At 53.2% G+C, this 21,142-nt stretch carries 16 protein-coding genes; 11 read left to right on the plus strand and 5 right to left on the minus strand.

Annotated elements, in window-relative coordinates; genetic code table 11:
- Positions 1 to 20: 20 nt before the first annotated feature.
- Positions 21 to 1,934: an ABC transporter substrate-binding protein gene (locus THS27_RS00110; protein ID WP_246832775.1), complete on the minus strand. Its 1,914-nt coding sequence runs from the start codon at positions 1,932 to 1,934 to the stop codon at positions 21 to 23.
- 363 nt (positions 1,935 to 2,297) lie between these two features.
- Between THS27_RS00110 and THS27_RS00115 the strand changes: the two genes are divergently transcribed.
- The 3 genes from THS27_RS00115 to THS27_RS00125 all read left to right on the plus strand — a co-directional run bounded on the left by THS27_RS00115 (position 2,298) and on the right by THS27_RS00125 (position 4,822).
- Complete coding sequence (locus THS27_RS00115; RefSeq protein ID WP_246832776.1) at positions 2,298 to 3,401, plus strand: hypothetical protein; 1,104 nt, start codon at positions 2,298 to 2,300, stop codon at positions 3,399 to 3,401.
- Between the two features lie 283 nt (positions 3,402 to 3,684).
- Complete coding sequence (locus THS27_RS00120; RefSeq protein ID WP_085586989.1) at positions 3,685 to 3,870, plus strand: hypothetical protein; 186 nt, start codon at positions 3,685 to 3,687, stop codon at positions 3,868 to 3,870.
- Between the two features lie 292 nt (positions 3,871 to 4,162).
- Entirely contained in the window at positions 4,163 to 4,822 is a 660-nt protein-coding gene (locus tag THS27_RS00125; protein WP_139835424.1) for a hypothetical protein, read from the plus strand.
- A 79-nt stretch (positions 4,823 to 4,901) separates the two neighbouring features.
- Here THS27_RS00125 and THS27_RS00130 read toward each other — a convergent pair whose 3' ends face one another.
- The 3 genes from THS27_RS00130 to THS27_RS00140 form a co-directional block, all read right to left on the minus strand.
- Complete coding sequence (locus THS27_RS00130) at positions 4,902 to 5,624, minus strand: Crp/Fnr family transcriptional regulator (protein WP_246832777.1); 723 nt, start codon at positions 5,622 to 5,624, stop codon at positions 4,902 to 4,904.
- Between the two features lie 172 nt (positions 5,625 to 5,796).
- Positions 5,797 to 6,471, minus strand: a complete 675-nt coding sequence (locus THS27_RS00135) for a response regulator transcription factor (RefSeq protein WP_085586990.1) — start codon at positions 6,469 to 6,471, stop codon at positions 5,797 to 5,799.
- A 120-nt stretch (positions 6,472 to 6,591) separates the two neighbouring features.
- On the minus strand, positions 6,592 to 7,995 hold the full coding sequence (locus tag THS27_RS00140; protein ID WP_085586991.1) for a cache domain-containing protein: 1,404 nt from the start codon (positions 7,993 to 7,995) through the stop codon (positions 6,592 to 6,594).
- Between the two features lie 457 nt (positions 7,996 to 8,452).
- Here THS27_RS00140 and THS27_RS00145 point away from each other — a divergent pair, with 457 nt between their 5' ends.
- The 4 genes from THS27_RS00145 (at position 8,453) to THS27_RS27290 (ending at position 16,291) form a co-directional block, all read left to right on the plus strand.
- Positions 8,453 to 11,920 carry a pyruvate carboxylase gene (locus THS27_RS00145; RefSeq protein ID WP_085586992.1) on the plus strand — a complete coding sequence of 1,156 codons (3,468 nt, stop codon included), beginning with the start codon at positions 8,453 to 8,455 and terminating at the stop codon, positions 11,918 to 11,920.
- Between the two features lie 12 nt (positions 11,921 to 11,932).
- Entirely contained in the window at positions 11,933 to 13,417 is a 1,485-nt protein-coding gene (locus THS27_RS00150) for an FAD-linked oxidase C-terminal domain-containing protein (protein WP_085587243.1), read from the plus strand.
- Positions 13,418 to 13,510: 93 nt separating this feature from the next.
- Complete coding sequence (locus tag THS27_RS00155; protein ID WP_085586993.1) at positions 13,511 to 14,812, plus strand: FAD-binding protein; 1,302 nt, start codon at positions 13,511 to 13,513, stop codon at positions 14,810 to 14,812.
- Positions 14,813 to 16,291 (plus strand): heterodisulfide reductase-related iron-sulfur binding cluster, encoded by a 1,479-nt coding sequence (locus THS27_RS27290; protein WP_085586994.1) that lies wholly within the window; start codon positions 14,813 to 14,815, stop codon positions 16,289 to 16,291.
- A gap of 124 nt (positions 16,292 to 16,415) precedes the next feature.
- Here the strand turns inward: THS27_RS27290 and THS27_RS00165 are convergent, their stop codons facing one another.
- Entirely contained in the window at positions 16,416 to 16,718 is a 303-nt protein-coding gene (locus THS27_RS00165) for a hypothetical protein (RefSeq protein WP_085586995.1), read from the minus strand.
- 115 nt (positions 16,719 to 16,833) lie between these two features.
- Between THS27_RS00165 and THS27_RS00170 the strand changes: the two genes are divergently transcribed.
- From THS27_RS00170 to pstA, 4 genes are all read left to right on the plus strand, one after another.
- Positions 16,834 to 17,091 (plus strand): hypothetical protein, encoded by a 258-nt coding sequence (locus THS27_RS00170; protein WP_085586996.1) that lies wholly within the window; start codon positions 16,834 to 16,836, stop codon positions 17,089 to 17,091.
- 159 nt (positions 17,092 to 17,250) lie between these two features.
- The gene (locus tag THS27_RS00175) at positions 17,251 to 18,282 is read left to right on the plus strand and encodes a PstS family phosphate ABC transporter substrate-binding protein (protein ID WP_085587244.1); all 1,032 of its coding nucleotides are present in this window, start codon (positions 17,251 to 17,253) and stop codon (positions 18,280 to 18,282) included.
- Between the two features lie 141 nt (positions 18,283 to 18,423).
- Positions 18,424 to 19,803 carry a phosphate ABC transporter permease subunit PstC gene (gene pstC / locus THS27_RS00180; RefSeq protein WP_085586997.1) on the plus strand — a complete coding sequence of 460 codons (1,380 nt, stop codon included), beginning with the start codon at positions 18,424 to 18,426 and terminating at the stop codon, positions 19,801 to 19,803.
- Positions 19,796 to 21,142, plus strand: coding sequence for a phosphate ABC transporter permease PstA (pstA, locus tag THS27_RS00185; RefSeq protein ID WP_085586998.1), 1,347 nt, complete (start codon positions 19,796 to 19,798; stop codon positions 21,140 to 21,142). The genes pstC and pstA overlap by 8 nt, the downstream gene beginning before the upstream one ends.

Raw genomic sequence — 21,142 nt, forward strand, 5'->3', positions numbered from 1 at the left:
CGTCCCCCGGCTTTTTTCTGTTACTTGTCCTCAATATAATACTGGGCCGGGTTGGTTGGTGCCGGTGTGGCAAAGCTCCAGGCCGCGGGTATTACCTTGGGTACGTTTTTAAAGTTATTTGCGACAATTCCCTTGCGATTTGGCGGAAGTGCAACTCCCATAACATAAAACTGATCAGCACTGATGTCGAGGATCGCCCGCATCAGATCGTTTTGTTCCGTGGTGTCTGCGGTCGATTTTAGCTGGTCATAAAGCGACAGCTGTTTTTGCACGGTTCGCGGCGGGATTTTTGCCGTCTCACTTGTTTTATCAAGATACCATGCCGCCCATGCCGGTGCGAACCATGAATCTTTCGAAATTGGCAAATAGTTGATTGGAATCAACATGGCATCCAGCCCGCCATCCCCGCCCCAGGCGGTCGCATCAAAATGGTTGGCCTTGCGTTGTTCGTAAAATGCATCGCGCGCCATATCGCGGGGGGTGACATTAATTCCCAGTTTGCGCCAGTATCCGGTGACCGCCTCAAGCATTTCAAAACGGCTGCTACCAACAGTGTCGATATTGAAGCTGACCCGCTTGCCATTTGGCATTAGCAAAAACCCCTGGCTGTCGCGGTTGACTAAACCTGCCTTGGCAAAAAAGTCCAGTGCCAGGTCCGGGTCATAAGTTATAAATTGACGTGCCAGCACCGAATGAAACAGCGGGCTTTCCGGGCGCGGGGCGGCCTGATGGGGCAGGGCAGTTGGCATGAACTGGTCAATAATGGCATCGCGGTCAAATGCGTGAGACAGGCCAACGCGGAAGTTTTTGTCCTGAAACAGACTGCGCAGTGTTTTGTCGCGATGGTTCAGATTCAGCGATAATGTCAGTTTGTTCATGTCGCTTTCGATCAGGGTAAAAGACGACATGTCTTTGCGGCGGGCAATAATTTCGTCGGTGCCACTGCTGATATGGCGTTCCTGCATATCGATGCCACCATCCATCGCCAGTTTGATGGCGTCGGGTTTGCTATCGACAAGTTTGAATGACACTGTATCGATATAGGGCAGCTGCCGACCGGTTGGATCGATTTTCCAGTAATATGGATTGCGCTTTGCAATCAAAGGGTCCTGTTTGCCGTAAACACCGCTCAGCGTCCAGGCATTCAGGGTTGGTACATCGGGGTTGCGCCAGCGCGACGGGTCATCAATGGTGCCGGGTTGGCCAAAAATATCAATAAAGCGTTCCTGCCAACTGGCATATCCCTGCTTTTGGGCATCGCTTTGGGCATTTGGGTTATATTTGGGCAAATATTTTTTAAGGTAATGCGCCGGATAGGAAACCGGTTCAACCCCGTCGGGCTGGGCCAGAAACGTTGAAAACAGGCCATAGGGGGCGGCGAAGTGAAATGTTACAGTATAATCGTCGGATTTTGTGACACGAACAGCCTCGCCGCCACAAGTAAGCCAGTCGGGGACGTTTCTGGTTAATTCGGGGTTTTTGAGAATATCTTCGTACCAGAATAAAATATCTTCGGCAGTGAAAGGTTTGCCATCGGACCAACGCATGCCAGGGCGCAACCGGAATATAAAATCGGTGGCGTTTGTATTTGTCTGGAATGACAATGCCACATTGGGCACGGTGCCTGTCCATTGAGGTGTCCAGCGTAACAAAGGTTCATAGCCGATGGTGCGAATAAGCAGGGCATAGTCACGTTCGGCCAGTTGAGCCATATGCCACGTCCCGCCGTAATTGCCCAGGCTGTCGACGGGCGATACGATCATGGGGGTACGGGGCAACCTGTCCTCGATCGGGGGGAGCTGGCCGTTCTTTACCTGGTCATCAAGCAATGGAGCCTGCCCAAATTCAACGGCATAGCTGCTTGTCGCAGAAATTGCGAAAACAAACATAGCCGCGAACAGGACGGTGCAGGTTTGGAAAAATTTTCCGGGCACGCGTGGCTCCACTGATTTTATGCTTTTGTATTATAACAAGCGGTAGGTATCGTATCCGCTATCCTTAGGTGGTGAATAAAGAAAAAAAACATTAAGGTAAAGTTTTGATGGCATTTAATTGATTATCCTCGCGAAAAAGTCATTAAAACAGCGTCAGGCAGAACAGGTTTTCGTTGGTTTTTTCTTCGGTGCCACAACCGGCACGATCATTCAGGATATGTATAAATGATAGATTACAATAGTATGATAAATAAGCAGTTTTGCGTCTTTGATCCAAATTATATTTCACAACAGAAAAAATTTGCCAGTCAGCTTTCACCGTTGGAAGACCGTCTGTCGACCTTGCAAGAGCAGGGAAACAGCATGGCAGCTTCAGATCAAAGGATGATTGAATGCAAATGGCTGCTGCAATACACGGCAGACTGGAAAAGCCTTCAGGAAGCAATCGCTTTGCTTGCCGAGTCGCTTAAAAACAAGGATCAGGAGTGGGCCGAGGAACAATCTTCGGTCGATGGGTCATGGGGGCCTTGTTATCATCAGTGGTTTTTAAAAGTAGATGCTATGATTGATGCGGTTAACGAACTGGCCGATCAGGGCGAGGCACCGCAATACCCGTTTGATTTTATGACCCCGATTGCCACCATCGAGGGCATGCAAAACTGGTTGAATGACCAGCGTACCTCAAAGATTTTCGCCGATGGGATAGATCGTCGCGATGCATTGGGGGCCGTGACAGCTGTGCTGTCGGAAATGTGCTTCAAAAGCGAACTTCGCGATTATTTCCGTCAATACGTCAAAGGCTTTGATCTGACGGATGACTATATTGCCGCCTATAAAGCCTGGCTTGATGACTGGCAGGACCCGCAGACAGGGTATTGGGGCGCGTGGTTTGAGCAGGAAGACGGAACACTGGTTAAAAGCGCTGATCTGAGCTTGAGCTTTCACAATATTTCCTATCAGCATGGCAAGGTTGCTTACTGGCCGGAAATATTTGCCACCACATTGTCGTTGCGCGATGGCACATATCCCTATGGCTGGAAGCACAACGGCGACTTTAATAACCACAACAATTACGACGTTGCCAAAATTTTTGCGGAAGGCTGGTCAAGTGTTGATGACGCCGCGCATCAGCAAGCCAGCGATGATTTATCCAGTCTTCTTGACTGGTGCCTGAATGTGTCGATGACGCAGGATGGCGGCTTTATTGACGATGACAGTTTTTATAATTCTGTCGGTGCTGCCTATTATTACGGCGTATCGTTCCTTGACGAGATCGGCTATTTCGATCCGGCCAAGTGTTTCTGGACAGATGAGACCTTCCCCGAAGGGGCGGTTCTATGCTGCAAAATTCAGAAAAACATGAAATCGCATCACCTTGATGATGACGAAGCCGACGCCGCGATGGAAAAACTGGTTGATGCCTGTGGTGATTGTAGCAAAAGCAACAAACGCCGCACCGTTCATTAAGCCGTTGCCTGGGCGGGTGTCGGGTCACAACTGGTCAATGGCTGTTGTGTGATACCGTAAGCACGAGATTGCGTCGGCGGGAAGATTTGTTTTCCTGCCGACGTTTCCGGGCAGCCTGGGTTATTTGGCCGCCATGCTGCAACGATCAATATTTCACTTGTTAAGTGCGGGTTTCAGATTAACACTTTGGTATGCAGTTAAAAGATAGCGATACACCTGCCATGCCAATGCAAGCAAACCAACACCCCCGTTGCCGCGCCAATTGCCGGGGCCAGCCCCGCAATTGGCCGCCAACAGAGGGGGTGTTGCACCGGTTTCTGCTGACGTGCAAAACGATGTTACCCTGGCATTGGATGGCATCGAAGGGCGAATTGCCCAAAACCTTGTCCATCGTGCCAGCGCGCTTGTCGATACGGAACCGGACCGTGCTGTGGCCGTTTTACGTCGCTGGTTGCACGAAACATCGTGATGGTCCTATCGCCTTTTCAGTGGTGGGTGTGGCGAGGGTCGTCTTAATATTCGTGTAACGGGCCGTGATCTCTTCAATATTGCCATTCAGGTGCCATATTAAACCCGATGCCGATGCATAAAGGCGGGGCACGCTTAATTTAACGGGGTTTTCAGTGCCGGGTTTGCCACGGATTGCGTTTTTTCCAGTTTTTTTGCCATTCTTGCGTAATTTGATCGCTGTTTTGCTTTGCCAAACGGGGGGGCAGGTCAGGTTTGGGGCTGGAATGCTGTGTTTGGTGGGAATCTGCACGGTGTTCCCCTTACATCCGGCGCAGGCTGCGGCATGCCCGGTGGTTAGCCCGCCTGAAATTGCGTTTGATTTTGTTCCAAAATCGCCACAGCTTGATCGCAACCGGTCGGTTAAATGGTTAAACCGCAAGGCGGCATCCCATAACCCGGGCTGGTTTGTTACCGGGCTTACCAGTTATGCAATGCAGGCAAAGTTTGAAATGCGGATAGAACCGGTCGCGCTTGGCGATGGTCGATATTGTTTGTTGCCAGCCCTGATTCACCCTACGGTAACGGTTAGCGAACATCTGGTCTATATCGCCAGCGAACTGGACCGGGGAAGTTGCGAGTATGACGTGGTTTATGCCCATGAAGGGCAACATGTGGCGATTAACCAGCATATGGAACTGGATATTCGCAACGCTTTGCCAACGTTTCTGGACGACGTAACGCGCGATTTTTCCCGAATGCAGCCCATTTCCGCCAGGTTGGCGGCATCGCGGATTCAAAATTTATTATCCAGATACGGGCGTGATTTTAAATCCCTGTTGGCCAAAATCGATAACGCCCGTCAACGGGACCACGCGAAGATCGACACGCCAGCGGAATATACCCGTCTGTCCCACGCCTGTGGGCCAAATTCGGCTTTTCAAACAACTTTGCCTGCGGCGATGCGCCGTTAACAATGTACAGGCGGGCGTGCCATGTGCGGCTTGGGGGCACGGTAAAAGGGCCTCCATGCTGCTGGCAGTGCTACAGCTGTTATGCTGCGTAGTCCTCGGTTCCGGCCAATGCGCGCATGCCATTGATATTCATGGAAAATTCCCGGCGTGAATGGGTTGTTAACAAGCCCTGGCGCCGGAAATCGGCAATCACGCGGCTAGCCGTTTCGGTGGTAATGCCCAGCATCGCGCCAATATCTTCGCGTCCTGGTAAATGGCAGGCAGCCAGATCGCCATCATCATTGGCCAAAAACAGGCACAGGCGAGCAACCCGTTCCCTGGCCGAGCCTGTACTCATCTGGGTTAGCCAGTAATCGGCATCCATGACAGTCTGGTGCCAGCGGGTTAATATCTGTTTGTGCAGCCTTGGGCTTTCACGGTCCAGCTTTTCAACCACCGAAACCGGAATGCGGCATAAAACACTATCTTGCAGGGCTTCGGCATTATGGGCAAAGCGACCGGCCACCAGCGCCTCTAACCCCATGGTGCCGCCGGGCCGCACCAGCCGCACCACCCGTTGCGACCCGTCGATCAGATAATGCGTCATTTTAACCAGGCCCGATCGCAGGGTGTAAAGGCAGTCTGCGGTGTCGTCCGTATGGTATAAAACCTCGCCTTGAGCCAGTTTGATTTCGTCAACCGGTTGGTGCACCAGTTTAAAATCTTCGTCTGTCATATCGGTAAACAGCGCAAGCTGACGCACGCCACAGCTTTTGCAGCGTACCATGTCAGGTTTGGGTTTGGCACAACCGGTTTGTGACACGAAGACCCCCTTTTATAACGACCGGGCGACAGGCGTGGTCGGCGGTGTCGTCAGGTTTGAATTTTAACTACTACAACCTGCTGTGTAATTTAGCATTAGAGAATGTAAATTCAATCGCCCGTTTTTTAAAAACTGTTTCCTTTGCCACGGGTAATGCCTGTCAAAAAGGTAATTATCCGGCGGCGCTGTCAAGCGTGACCAGGCCTTTTTCGATGGCGTAACGCACCAGGCCGGCCGAACTGTCAATGCCAAGTTTGCGTTTGATATTGCGGCGATGGGTTTCAACCGTGCGGACGCTGATATCAAGTTCGCGTGCGACATGCTTGTTGCTGGCCCCACGCGCCAATAATCGTAAAACCGTGCGTTCGCGCGTGGTTAACGGCATGCCGTCATCACTGGAATCTTCGGTGGTGTCGATTTTGTCGAAAGACGGGCTATATGCTTCGCCACCACTGGCGATCGCTTCCAGGGCGCGAACCATATCATTTGATGATACGTCCTTCAGGATAAAACCGCGCACACCGGCCTGTTTGGCCGTGCGCAAATATTCCGGGTTTTCATGCATGCTGAGCATGATGACCTTGATATCGGGCAGCGTTTCGCGGAATTTTTCAGCCGCTTCAAGGCCGTTCATCACCGGCATCGAGATATCCATCAATGCGATGTCGGGTTTTAATTCTCCGGCCAAATCAAGGGCCTGTTGCCCGTTGCAGGCTTCGCCAACAATGGCGATATGGGCATAACATTCCAGGCGCGAACGAATGCCATCCATCACAAGGGCATGGTCGTCACACAGCAAAATACGGATCGGGCGATCCGAAGAAAAAACAATAGCATGACTGGTCATCGTTGTCGTCGGTCCCTGTCGGTATGATCTGGCCGCCTTGTGGAGCAAAAGCAGCCGGGAAAAGGCGAAATGGGCACGAAAAGGCTGGGGGCGCAGCCAGAAGATATTGTTTTACCGGCATCATGCTTTTAATGCCGGGGGCAGGGGTGGTGTGCCGGGGGTCACTGGCACATAGGCGGTAATGGTGGTGCCGTCATCGCGTTCCGAGGTAACACTTAACCCGCCGCCGTGAAATTCCATGCGTTCGCGCATGTTACGCAATCCGATCCCGGCACGCGGGTCGCGATTGCGAATATAGCTTTTTGTTTCAAACCCCACACCATTATCCGCAACGGTCATCACGACACTGGCACCGTCGCGGCGAATGCGCACGCTAACATGGGTGGCATCGGCGTGGCGTTCAATATTGGTCAGGCTTTCCTGCAATACCCGGTAAAGCGTTGTCTTTTTTGCCGATGTCAGGGCATTTTCAACCGGGTCGCATTTTACGCCAATTTGAATACCCGACCGGTCCTGCAATTCATTACACATGCTTTCGATGGCCGGTTTTAACCCCAGATCGTCCAGCACCGCCGGGCGCAGGTCACGCGAAATACGTCGCACTTCCTGTATTGCATCCTGTAACCGTTTGGCGGCTTTTTCAATCGGAATGGCGGCATCAGACATATTCTGGCGCATTCGGTCGCTGGCAAGTTCGATTGAATATTTCACCGATACCAGTATCTGGCTGATGCCGTCATGCAGTTCGCGCGAAACCCGCAAGCGTTCTTCTTCCTGCACATCGACCACCCGATGGGCCAGTTCCTTTAGCTTGGCGTCGGCCAGTTTGCGTTCCGACAGGGTGACAACCGTGCCCGAAATGCCCACCAGCAACACCGCCAGAACCGTAATGCCAATGATCGAAATCGTGGTTTCGCGAATATGGGCGGCAACCTCGGTTTCAATTTCGGTGACCTGCTGGGAAATATCGTCAATATAAATCCCGGTGCCGATCATCCAGCCCCATTTATCAAGCATCAGCGAATAGCCGATTTTTTCGGCCGGCAATCCGGTGGAGGGTTTATCCCAGATGAAGCGTAAAAAATCGCCACCATCTTCGGCATTTTTGATCAGGGCCTGAATAACGGAATTTCCATTCAGGTCGCGCAGGTTCCAGTATGTTTTACCCACGCGCCAGGGTTCTGGCGGGTCCACCAGGGCCGTGCCATCGCGATCATAAATAAAGAAATAACCATCCTTGCCATAGGACAGGTCATTAATGATCGCCTTGACCCGTTCCTTTGATACCGCATCAAGCGGGCTTGCCACCGAATAGATGTGATTGATCGAGGCCATCGCCAGTTGAAGATAGCTTTTTAATTCTTCCTTGCGGGCTTCGACGATATTGCGCTCAAAGGTGCGTGTTTCTGCCTTCGCCAGCCGTTCCGCCTGGGCAAAAACCAGCCCGGAAATCGCGCTTGCAGCCAGCAATAGCGGCAATATCGACAGCAACAGAAATTTCAGGCGCAAATTCAGTTTAGGCATGGTCGGGCGGACTTCAACTAACGGATAAAGGATTGGCTCCCCAAAAGCGGCCCGACAATAACATAAAAGCAGCGTATGTCTGCGTTTGATCGTGAAAAAACGTAACGGAACAGTCGCAATTTTGTCTTTTTCGCAAGAAAGTTGTTTTCACATCGTGGAAAGGTTGTGGCGGCGTAAATTTAAAATTGGTATTACCAGTTGAAATTACTGTTTTGACAGAGGCCGGGCATTGGGCATATATCAAAAGCGTCGCCTGCCCACCAGGCGCCAGGAACTTCGGGTAGCTTATGCGCGTTTAATGCGTATTCGTGCCTGCATTCGCCACACAGGATACGGTGTTGCCGGTTTTCCGCGCCGCAACACGCTACAGGACCGTATTGTGGCGTTTCTCTTGGCTTTCGGCAGGGGCGTTCAGGGCCGCTTTTGCCATTCATATCTGGTAGGAGTCCGGTCCTAGATGTCACGTCCAGCACCCAAGAAAATCCGTAAACTTCTGGTTGCGAATCGCGGTGAAATTGCGATTCGTGTTTTGCGCGCAGCCAACGAGCTTGGCATTCGCACAGTTGCGATTTTTTCCGATGAAGACCGTTTTGCCCTGCATCGGTTTAAAGCCGACGAATCCTATGGGGTCGGCAAGGGCAACAAACCCATTCGTGCCTATCTTGATATCGAGGATATTTTGCGCGTTGCCCGCGATGCCGGGGTTGACGCCATTCATCCCGGTTATGGCTTTTTGTCCGAAAATCCCGATTTTGCCGATGCCTGTGCCGATGCCGGTATTACCTTTATCGGCCCCGATTCCGATGTGATGCGATCGCTTGGCAACAAGGTTTCGGCCCGTAATCTGGCCGAGGCCGCAGGCGTGCCGGTGATGCCTGCATCCGCCGCCTTGCCCGATGACATGGACGAAGTTGCCAAAATCGCCAAGCAGGTCGGTTTTCCGATTATGTTGAAGGCAAGCTGGGGCGGTGGCGGCCGTGGCATGCGCGTGATCGAAAACGGCAAGGACCTGGCAAAACAGGTGCTGGCTGCGAAACGCGAAGCCGAAGCCGCCTTTGGCAACGGTGAAATTTATTTTGAAAAACTGATCCGTCGTGCCCGCCATGTTGAAGTCCAGATGCTGGGCGATACCCACGGCACCTTGGTGCATTTGTTTGAGCGCGATTGTTCGGTGCAGCGCCGCAACCAGAAAGTGGTCGAGCGCGCCCCGGCCCCTTATCTAAGTGAAGAACAACGCACCGAGCTTTGCGATGCAGCCATGCGTCTGGGCAAGGCGGCAAATTACGTGAATGCCGGTACAGTTGAATTCTTGATGGATGTTGATACATCAAAATTTTACTTTATCGAGGTAAACCCTCGCATTCAGGTGGAACATACGGTAACCGAATGTGTCACCGGGCTGGATCTGGTTAAGGCGCAAATTCTGATTGCGCAGGGCGGGCGCATCGGGTTTCCGTCGGAAACCGGCATTCCGTGGCAGGATAAAATCAAGCTGCGTGACCATGCCCTGCAATGCCGTATTACAACTGAAAACCCCGAAAACAACTTTGTCCCCGACTATGGCCGGATCAAGGTGTATCGCGGGGCCAATGGCTTTGGCATTCGTCTCGATGGTGGCACGGCCTATTCCGGTGCAGTGATTACCCCGTTTTATGACTCGATGCTGGAAAAGGTTACCGCCTGGGGCAGTTCCCCGCGTGAAGCGGTGGACCGTATGGACCGGGCGCTGCGCGAATTCCGTATTCGCGGGGTGACCACCAATCTGGCCTTCCTTGAAAATCTGATCAATCATCCGAAATTCCGGGCAGGGGAATATACCACCCGCTTTATTGATGAAACGCCGGAACTGTTTAAATTCGCCCGTCGCCGCGACCGGGCAACCCGCCTTTTGCGTTTCATTGGCGAAGTCAGCGTCAATGGCAATCCCGAGGTGGCAGGCCGGGCCGAACCGGCCAATTTCAACCCGCCGGTGATGCCAAAATCAATTGACCTGAAGGAAATCCGCCCCGGCACCAAACAAAAGCTGGACCAGTTGGGGCCGGAAGGCTTTTCGCGCTGGATGAAAGACCAGAAGCGCGTTTTGATGACCGATACCACCATGCGCGATGCCCATCAGTCATTGATCGCAACGCGGATGCGCACCTTCGATATGTTGAAAATCGCCCCTTATTATGCCCATGGCCTGTCGGACCTGTTTTCGATTGAATGCTGGGGCGGGGCGACCTTTGACGTGGCGATGCGGTTTTTGAAAGAAGACCCGTGGGATCGGCTGGTGAAACTGCGCGAAGCCGTGCCCAATATCTTAACCCAGATGTTGCTGCGTGCCTCGAATGCGGTGGGGTACACCAATTACCCTGATAACGCGGTGGATTACTTTGTGAAGCAGTCGGCGGAACATGGCATGGACCTGTTTCGGGTGTTTGATTCCCTTAACTGGGTTGAAAACATGAAGGTGGCGATGGAATCCGTCCTTCGTACCGGCAAGCTGTGCGAAGGCGCTATTTGTTATACCGGTGATATTTTCGATAAGGACCGGTCGAAATATAACCTCGATTATTATGTTGAAATGGCCCGCGAGCTGGAAAAATCCGGCGCGCATATTCTGGGCCTGAAAGACATGGCGGGTTTACTGCGCCCTGCGGCTGCAACCACCTTGTTTAAGGCGTTAAAAGACACGGTTAATATTCCGATCCATTTCCACACCCATGATACCAGCGGTATTTCAGCCGCTACCGTGATGGCGGCGATTGATGCCGGGGTGGATGCGGTGGATGGTGCGCTTGATTCAATGTCAGGGTTAACATCCCAGCCCAACCTTGGTTCTATTGCCCAGGCCTATCGCGGCATGGAACGAGACCCGGGGCTGGACCCGGAAGCCCTGCGTGAAGTTTCCACCTATTGGGAACAGGTGCGTCGTTATTATACCGGTTTTGAAAGCGACATTCGCAGCGGTACGTCGGATGTTTATGTGCATGAAATGCCGGGTGGTCAGTATACCAACCTGCGCCATCAGGCCCGTGCCGTTGGCCTGGAAGAACGCTGGCCCGAGGTCTCGAAGGCCTATGCCAAGGTTAACAAGATGTTTGGCGATATTGTCAAGGTCACGCCAAGCTCGAAGGTGGTTGGTGATATGGCCCTGATGATGGTGACATCGGGCTTAAGCGAACAGGACGTACTGGACCCGAAAAAGGACATCGCCTTTCCCGACAGTGTGATTTCATTCTTCCGGGGTGAAATCGGCCAGCCGGTTGGCGGTTTTCCGCCTGCTTTGCAGCGGAAGGTTCTTAAGGGCGGCGAAGCCCTGGCCGATCGCCCGGGCAAGCATATGAAGCCGATTGATTTTGCCGCGACCAAAGCTGAAATCGAAAAGAAAACCCATCGTAATACCAGCGATGCCGAGGTCGCATCCTATGTGATGTATCCCAAGGTGTTTCTGGAATATGCCGAACATCGCAGCCACAACGCCGATGTGTCGATTTTGCCAACCCCGGTATTCTTCTATGGCATGGGGCAGGGCGAGGAAATTTCGGTGGATATCGAAAAGGGCAAAACCCTTGTCATTCGCTATCTGGCAACATCGGAATTTGGCGATGACGAAGGCCAGCGCACCGTGTTTTTCGAGTTGAACGGCCAACCACGGACCGTAAAAGTTGCCGATAACAAGCTGGCGGTTTCGGGCAAATCGCGGCCCAAAGCGGAAGATGGCAATGGTCTGCATGTGGCGGCCCCGATGCCGGGCCTTGTTGTCGAGGTGTCGGTTACCGAAGGCCAGAAGGTGAAGGCGGGCGATGTGATTTGCGCGCTGGAAGCGATGAAAATGGAAACAGCGGTGCATGCCGAAAAAGACGGGACGGTGGCGAAAATCCATGCCCCGGCAGGCACCCAGGTGGACAGCAAGGACTTGCTGGTGGAACTGACGGAGTAAAAAATGCTGAAAATGCCTGAGCCGGACCAATCCGTTCTTGCCCGGCGCACGGACATCATCGCAGCGATGCGGGCCATAGTGCCCGCATCCGGTGCCGTGATTGCCGAGGAAGATGCGCTCAGGCCTTATGAATGCGACGGGCTTATGGCCTATCGCCAATTGCCGATGATTGTGGTGTTGCCCGAAAATACGGCGCAAATTGCCGCGATTTTAAAATATTGCCATCAAAACAAAATCCGTGTGGTGCCACGCGGGGCGGGCACCGGCCTTTCGGGCGGTGCCTTGCCAATGGCTGATGCCATTACAATTAGCATGATGAAATTCAACCGTGTGCTAGATATCGACTGGGATAATCGCGCCTGTGTGGTGCAGCCCGGGGTGACCAATCTGGGCATTACCCGTGCTGTTGAGCATCGCGGGTTTTATTACGCCCCGGACCCGTCCAGTCAGATCGCCTGTTCGATTGGCGGCAACATTGCGGAAAATTCCGGCGGGGTGCACTGCCTTAAATACGGGCTGACCACCAATAATGTGCTGGGCCTGGAAATGGTCACCATCGAGGGCGATGTTTTGCGCCTGGGCGGCAAGGCCCTTGATAGTACCGGTTATGATTTGATGGGGGTGATTACCGGGTCCGAAGGGTTGCTGGGCATTGTTACCGAAATAACCGTGCGTATTTTGCGCAAACCTGAAACCGCGCGCGCCATGTTGCTGGGCTTTCCCGACAATCAGTCTGGCGGGGATTGTGTTGCCAAAATCATTGCCAATGGCATTATCCCCGGCGGGCTGGAAATGATGGATGCCCCGGCCATCCGCGCGACCGAGGATTTTGTCCATGCCGGTTATCCGCTGGATGTGGAATCGCTTTTGCTGGTTGAACTTGATGGACCGGAAATCGAGGTTAATCACCTGATTGACCGGGTTAGCGATATTGCCCAACAATGTGGCGCAGTATATTCGCGTATTTCTGAAAACGAAGAAGAACGTGCGCTGTTTTGGTCTGGTCGGAAAAATGCCTTTCCGGCGATTGGCCGTATTTCACCCGATTATATTTGTATGGATGGCACAATTCCGCGCGGGCGTTTGTCCGATGTGCTAGCCGGGATGCAGGTGTTTTCGCAACGTCACGGCCTTCGGGTCGCCAATGTCTTTCATGCTGGCGACGGTAATTTGCATCCGCTGATCATGTTTGATGCCAACCAGCCTGGCGAACTTGAACGGGCCGAAGCCTTTGGCGCCGATATTTTAAAACTCTGCGTTGAGGTGGGCGGTTGCCTGTCGGGTGAACATGGCATTGGCATTGAAAAACGCGATCTGATGCCGGAAATGTTTACCGAAGACGACATGAAACATCAGGAGCGCCTGAAACTGGCCTTTGATGAAGACCAGTTGTTAAATCCGGGTAAGGTTTTTCCGGTGTTGCATGGCTGTGGAGAGTTAAAAACCCTTCATGCACGCTCTGTTGCTGAAAAATTTCCCGATATTCCGCGTTTTTAACCGGCAAAAAGCCGGAGACTTGACCAAAAGAATGCAAAACGGTGTGCCGTGACCCCGCAAAGACCGGCCGCCGGATCAGGAGAGGAACCCGCCATGGCGGAAACAATAATCCCGACCAGTCCCGCGCAATTGCGTGATGCCATTTTATGGGCTTTGGGTGACAAGGTGGCACTGGAAATTATCGGGCATGGCAGCAAACGTGCCTATGGTCATGCAGTGCGTGCCGACTACGTGCTCGATTTATCAAAACTGACCGGCATTTTATTTTACCAGCCCGAAGAACTGGTAATTTCGGCCTATGCAGGCACCCCGCTTGCCGAAATCACTGCACTTTTGGCGCAAAAGCACCAGCAATTTCAGTTTGAACCGGGCGATTTTCCGCGTCTGTTAGGCGGGCAGCGGGATGGTGCCGTGGCCGGGCAGGCACCGGCAGGAACCCTGGGGGGAATGGTGGCCACCAATATTTCAGGCCCCCGCCGGTTAAAATCCGGTGCGGCACGAGACCATGTTTTGGGGTTCGGCGCGGTTAGCGGCAGGGGCGAGGATTTTAAATCTGGCGGGCGTGTCATGAAAAACGTTACCGGGTTTGATTTATCGAAATTAATGGCTGGGTCTTTTGGTACGCTGGGCGTGATGCACACGCTGACCTTAAAAGCCATGCCGGTGCCGGAAAAAACCCGAACCGTGCTGGTGCCTTGCGAGGATGTCGTTTTAGCCGGACAGGCAATGACCGCCGCAATGGGCAGTGAAAACGAGGTGTCCGGGGCGGCATGGGTGCCTGCATCCATGCTGGCAATGATTTCGCCAGATGCGGCAGAAACGGGCGATGTCGGTTCTGCAACTTCAATGGTGATGTTACGGATCGAAGGGCCGGAACAGTCGGTAGACTGGCGGGCAGCGGCCCTGTGCCGGTTGCTCGACGATATTGGGAGCGCGATGGTATTGCGGACGGAAAAAAGCCTGTCGGTGTGGCAGGCCATTGCCGATGTAAAACCAATGCAGTCCCGGCATGACTGTATTTTATGGCGCTTGTCGGTGCCGTCATCATCGGGTGGTGCCGTGGTACAGGCATTAGGCCGGATTGAGCCAAATGTCGATGCCATGCTTGATTGGGCCGGCGGGCTGGTTTGGGCGCAATTCGCAGCCGGAAGTGTTGAGCAGGCCGGTAAAATTCGCCAGATTGCGGTTGACGCAGGCGGGCAGGCTTGTCTGGTTCGGGCCGCAGACGATTTGCGCCGTGAAATTCCGGTGTTTCAGCCATTATCATCGGAAATTAACCGGATAAATCGCAAAATTTCGGAAAATTTTGATCCGCACAATATTTTAAACCCGGGGCGGATGACGCCCGGTTTGGCACAGGGCGGTGTCAGCGGCAATCAGGCGGTGGGGGCATAAATGCAAACAGGTTTTAGCACCCGTCAGCTTGCCGACCCGGCAATGGCGCAGTCTGAGCAGATTTTGCGTAAATGCGTGCATTGCGGGTTTTGTACGGCCACTTGCCCAACATTTGTCACCCTGGGCGACGAACTTGATAGCCCGCGTGGCCGGATCTACCTGATTAAGGATATGCTGGAAAACGACAAACCGGCCAATGAACGGGTGGTTCGCCACCTTGACCGGTGTTTGTCGTGCCTGTCCTGTACTACCACCTGCCCGTCGGGGGTGGATTACATGCATTTGATCGACCATGCGCGCGCCCATATTGAAAAAACATATCAACGCCCGATGGCGGATAGATGGTTGCGCAAATTGCTGGCATGGGTGGTGCCACGCCCAACCCTGTTTCGGGCGGCCCTTATCGGGGCAAGACTGGCATCGCCGCTGGCCGGGCTGATGCCGGGGCGGTTGCGTGGCATGGTTAAAATGGGGGCGCGGCCATTGCCCCCGCCCAGCTGGGTGGATCGGCCACAGGTTATTCCGGCGCAAGGGGCGCGCAAGGGCCGGGTTGCCATCCTTACCGGGTGTGCGCAGCAGGTTCTGGAAACCGAAATTAACGAGGCCACAGTTCGGTTGCTAACCCGTCTGGGTATTGAAATTGTGGTGGCACAGGGGGCGGGGTGTTGCGGTTCGCTGGTGCATCATATGGGCAAGGAAGATGCATCCCATGCCCAGGCCATTAATAATATTGCCGCCTGGCATAGCGAGTTGGCCGAGGCTGGCGGCGAGGGGTTGGACGCGATTGTGATTACGGCATCGGGCTGTGGCACCACGGTCAAGGATTACGGAAATATGCTGGCCCATAACACCACCTGGGCGCAAAAAGCGACCCGGATTGCCAGCCTGGCCTGTGACATTACCGAATATCTGGCAAAAATAGACGTACCGGCGGAGCTTGTGCAGCCCATTGCCCCGTTACCTGCCAAACCGGACCGGCCAACGCAGGCGGTATCGGCCCGGAACGGCACCTTTGCAGGGTCTGTTACGCCCTCGTCGGCACCGGCATCGGTTTCTGATCGTGCGGCGGCATCAACACGCAAGGCCGCGGCCACATGTGAAACCGCATCGATCGATGGCACAGGGGCAATTCGGGTTGCCTATCATTCGGCCTGTTCGATGCAGCATGGACAAAAAATTACCAGTCCCCCGCGCGATTTGTTGCGCAAAGCCGGGTTCGAGGTGCTGGAAATTGCCGAGGGTCATTTATGTTGTGGCTCTGCCGGGGTTTATAACCTGTTGCAGCCTGAAATTGCCGGGCAGTTAAAAGTCCGCAAACAGGCGAATATTCGCAATACCCGGCCCGATCTGGTCGCGACCGGTAATATTGGCTGCATGATCCAGCTTGAAACCGATGATCTTAAAGTGGTGCATACTGTACAATTGCTGGACTGGGCCACAGGTGGTCCCTGCCCGGAAAAACTGAAGCATATATCATAACCCGCAAATTATGATGGCAGGCGGGCATGAATTGCGAACCGGTTTGCTGGTCCGGTTTTGGTGAAAGGGCGCTTTATCTGATTTATCATCATGCCTTTATCACGGTTGATACCGGCTTGCCCGATTATGCCCCTTTGTTGCCAAGAAAATCACGGGCAATGGCTTCGGCAGCAGATTCGCCATGTTCAGGCGATGAATATTCCGCCGTTTTCGCCCTGATCCAGCTGGTAACAGTTTTCTGGTCAATGTCGATATTGACCAGAATGGCCGATATAATTGCCTCCATTGCCAGGGTATGGCTGGCAACATTGTTTACCGCATCATGCAATTCATCAAAATGCCGGGTAGCCATTTGCGATACTTCGCCAAGTTCGCCCGACAATTTATCAATTGTCGCTTTTAAGCCGTTGATTTGTTCATTCACCATTTCTCTCCCCAAAATATCGCACGTCCCCTTTTGCGGGTGTCATCCCCATATGGCGATTATTCCGCCATTTCGGATAGCGTCGCCTCTTCTTAAGGGTTTGTAAAGCGCCACTGCGATGACTATCGATGATTCGTTTTATTGTTTTCCTGCGGCGGTAAAAACCGGGAGGGGGTGTCGCAAGGCTGTAAACCGAAGCAGACTGGGGAAAATGGTAGCGCTGATGGCTGTGCCAAACCATAAGGACGGCGAATCATCCGCCGTGATGATCCTGAGGTTGAATGTCTTTATTGTAACATTTGGCGTCACAAGCATGATGGCAGAACCGGAAAAGTCAGGAAACCGGCAAATAACGGGAAAGATATTTTTTTATTAATGCTCTGAATTCAAACAATAATTTTTAAATATGACGATCTATAATCGACTGTAACATAACCTTAACAAATCTGACGCAATACGGTAAAAGCATAGCTGTAAAGTCCGCCTCGCAGATCGTTGCACAGTTCCTTAAGGGAACACACAAATGGGGATTTACATGAAGAAGACACTCGCTATTGCAGCACTCGCGAGCGTTGCCTTGACCGGCGCCGCACATGCGCGCGATCAGATTCGTATCGTTGGTTCGTCCACCGTGTTTCCGTTCGCAACCGCAGTTGCGGAAGAATTCGGTAAGACCACTTCTTTCAAAACACCGGTTATCGAATCAACCGGTTCCGGCGGTGGCTTGAAGCTGTTTTGTGCTGGCGTTGGGGAACAGAACCCCGACATCACCAATGCTTCGCGCCGCATTAAAAAATCCGAAGTTGAAACCTGCGCCAAAAACGGCGTTGAAGCCATTACCGAAGTCAAAATCGGTTATGACGGCATCGTTCTTGCCAACTCCAAGGAAGCACCGCTGTTCGAACTGACCAAGGAACAGATCTTCCTCGCGCTGGCCAAAATCGTTCCGTCCAAAGACGGCAAGGATCTGATCGATAATCCGTACACCAACTGGAAAGAAATCGATCCGACCCTTCCTGACGAAAAGATCGAAGTTCTCGGGCCGCCGCCGACCTCCGGTACGCGCGATGCCTTCACCGAGCTGGTACTTGAAGAAGCCTGTGATGAATTCCCGGCAATTGCTGCCCTGAAAAGCAGCGACAAAGCCATGCACAAAGCAGCTTGCGCCGGTGTTCGTGAAGACGGTGCCTATATCGAAGCTGGCGAAAACGACAATCTGATCGTTCAGAAACTCGAAGCCAACCCGCTTGCTCTGGGTATCTTCGGTTTCTCGTTCCTCGATCAGAATGGCGACAAGCTGCACGGTTCGAAAATTGGTGGCGTTGAGCCGACCTTCGAAGCCATTTCGGATGGTTCCTACCCGGTTTCCCGTTCGCTTTACTTCTATGTCAAGAATGCCCACGTTGGCACCATTCCGGGCATGGAAGAATATGTTGCGCAGTTCACTGCCGACAAAGCCTGGGGCCCGGAAGGTTACCTTGCTGACCGTGGTTTGATCCCGATGGATGACGCCGAGCGTGAACAGGTTCGCGAAGCTGCGAAAAACCTGACCCCGCTGAGCATGTAATCGCATTAAGACCGGTGGCAGCCCATCCGGGGTTGCCGCCGGTTTCTTTGTTTTAAAATTGTTTTTTTATTATTACTTTGCCCACCCGCTCTGAGTGCATCGACCGGGTTTCCGGTTTTTTCAGGCAAATGGAATAACACAATGTCCCTGACCTTTTTGTTGCTGGCGGTTGCGTTGCTTTGTGCGCTCTCTTTCGTCTTTGGACGGCAGAGAGCGATTGCACTTTCAGGCGGCCGTTTTAGCAACCTGCATTCCCTGCCAATCCACTATGGCACCTACACTGCTTTGTGGTGTGGTCTGCCGGCGCTGGCGTTGCTGATTGTCTGGTATGCCCTGCAAGGCCCGGTGACCGAGGCCCTGATCATCAATGACCTGCCGGTCGAAATTACATCCGATACCGGCAAGCTGTCATTGGCATTAAATGCAATTTCACTGATTGCAGCCGACAACGGCCAACATCTTAATGTCGCCCCCGAAGTGGTTGAAGCCGGTAATCGTCTGGCCCTTTTGCATACCATTTCCAATACTGCGTTGATTGTTGTTCTGTTGTGCGTAGCACTGGTCGGGCTGGGTTTGTCCTATCGCCGGATTGTTGCCGACATGCGGGCACGCAACAATGTCGAACGGATCGTGCGTTACCTGATGATCGGCTGTTCGGCCATTGCCATTCTTTCGACCGTTGGCATTGTGTTTTCGCTGATGTTTGAAGCCTTGCATTTCTTTAGCAAGGTCAATCCGCTTGAATTCCTGTTTGGTCTGGAATGGAGCCCGCAAACCGCAATCCGCGCCGATCAGGTCGCATCCGATGGCTCGTTTGGCATGATCCCGCTTTTTGCCGGAACCTTGCTGATCACGTTTATCGCCATGCTGGTGGCCGTGCCGGTCGGCTTGTTTTCGGCGATTTATATGGGCGAATACGCATCGCCAACTTTCCGTGCCTGGGCAAAACCGGCGCTGGAAATTCTGGCAGGCGTGCCCACGGTGGTTTACGGCTTTTTTGCCGCCCTTACCGTGGCACCATTTCTGCGCGATACTGGTTCGGTGCTTGGTTTAAGTGTCAGTTCAGAAAGTGCGCTGGCCGCCGGTCTGGTCATGGGGGTCATGATCATTCCGTTTGTTTCCTCGCTGTCTGACGACGTGATGTCCCAGGTGCCGCAATCCTTGCGTGATGGTTCCTATGGGCTGGGGGCAACCAAATCCGAAACCATTCGCCACGTTATTTTCCCGGCGGCCTTGCCCGGTATTGTCGGGGCCATCCTGCTGGCTGTATCCCGGGCGATTGGCGAAACCATGATTGTGGTGATGGCGGCGGGCCTTGCGGCCAACCTTACCGCCAATCCCTTGCAGGCAGTAACGACGGTAACGGTGCAAATTGTTACCTTGCTCGTGGGTGACCAGGAATTTGACAGTGCAAAAACCCTGTCAGCCTTCGCACTTGGTCTGGTTCTTTTCCTTGTGACCCTGGGGTTGAACGTGTTCGCCCTGAAGGTTGTGCAGAAGTATCGCGAGAAATATGACTGATATGGCATCATTGATGGAAGATCGCGCTGCCACTACGGACGCCGCCAACCTGCGCAAGCCGGTTGACTGGGACAGTGCCGACATTTCGCGCAGTATCAAAAAACGCTATGCCGCCGAGCGCCGGTTCAAGACCTATGGTCTGACCGCGATCATGCTGGCACTGGCCGCGTTGGTGATGCTGGGATATTCGATCATATCAAAGGGCTACAGCGCCTTTGTTCAAACCTATGTCCAGATCGAGGTTACCTTTGATCCGGCGGTGATTGACCCCGAAGGCAACCGTGACCCGGCTGTGATCGGACGTGCCAATTATGATGGTCTGATCAAGGAAGCCCTTCGCGCCCGTTTCCCCGAGGTCACGTCGCGCTCGGAAAAACGCAAACTTTACGATATCGTTTCAAGTGGTGCGTCTTATGATCTGCGCGAGCGGGTTCTTGATACCCCGTCGCTGATTGGGCAAACGCGCAAGGTCTGGCTTATTTCCGGTGATGATTTTGATATGCTCAACAAGGGCTATATCAGTGCCGACACCAACGAAGCCAGCCGACGCCTTGATGATGACCAGATCGGCTGGTTCCAGGCCCTTCAAAACGGCGACGCCATTGAAAAGCGGTTTCACACCCGGTTTTTCACCAATGGCGATTCCCGTGAACCTGAATTGGCCGGGATCTGGGGCGCTGCTGTTGGCTCGTTCTATACGCTGATCGTAACCTTGCTTTTATCTTTCCCGATCGGGGTGGCGGCGGCAATTTACCTTGAAGAATTTGCCCCGAAAAACCGCCTGACCCAGATTATTGAAGTCAATATCAACAATCTCGCGGCTGTTCCTTCCATCGTGTTTGGTCTGCTGGGGCTGGAACTTTATCTTAACGTGATGCATTTGCCGCGTTCGGCCCCGGTTGTTGGTGGTTTGACCCTGGCATTGATGACATTGCCAACCATCATCATTGCCGCGCGTGCCGCGATCAAGGCTGTGCCGCCCTCTATTCGCCAGGCGGCCCTTGGCCTTGGGGCGTCACCCGTGCAAACGGTTAGCCACCATGTTTTGCCGCTTGCCATGCCGGGCATTCTGACCGGTACCATCATCGGGATGGCCCAGGCACTGGGCGAAACCGCCCCGCTTTTGATGATCGGGATGGTGGCCTTTATTGTTGATATTCCCGGTAGTGCAATGGATGCGGCAACGGTGTTGCCTGTGCAGATTTACCTGTGGGCGGACAGCCCGGAACGCGCCTTTGTCGAAAAAACCTCGGCGGCGATTATGGTGTTGCTGGCCTTCCTGATCCTGATGAACGGGTTGGCTGTGTTATTGCGCAAGAAATTTGAACGGAAGTGGTAA

Origin of the sequence: Thalassospira sp. MCCC 1A01428 (assembly GCF_002115825.1) — a bacterium.
In the GTDB taxonomy this organism is placed as follows: domain Bacteria; phylum Pseudomonadota; class Alphaproteobacteria; order Rhodospirillales; family Thalassospiraceae; genus Thalassospira.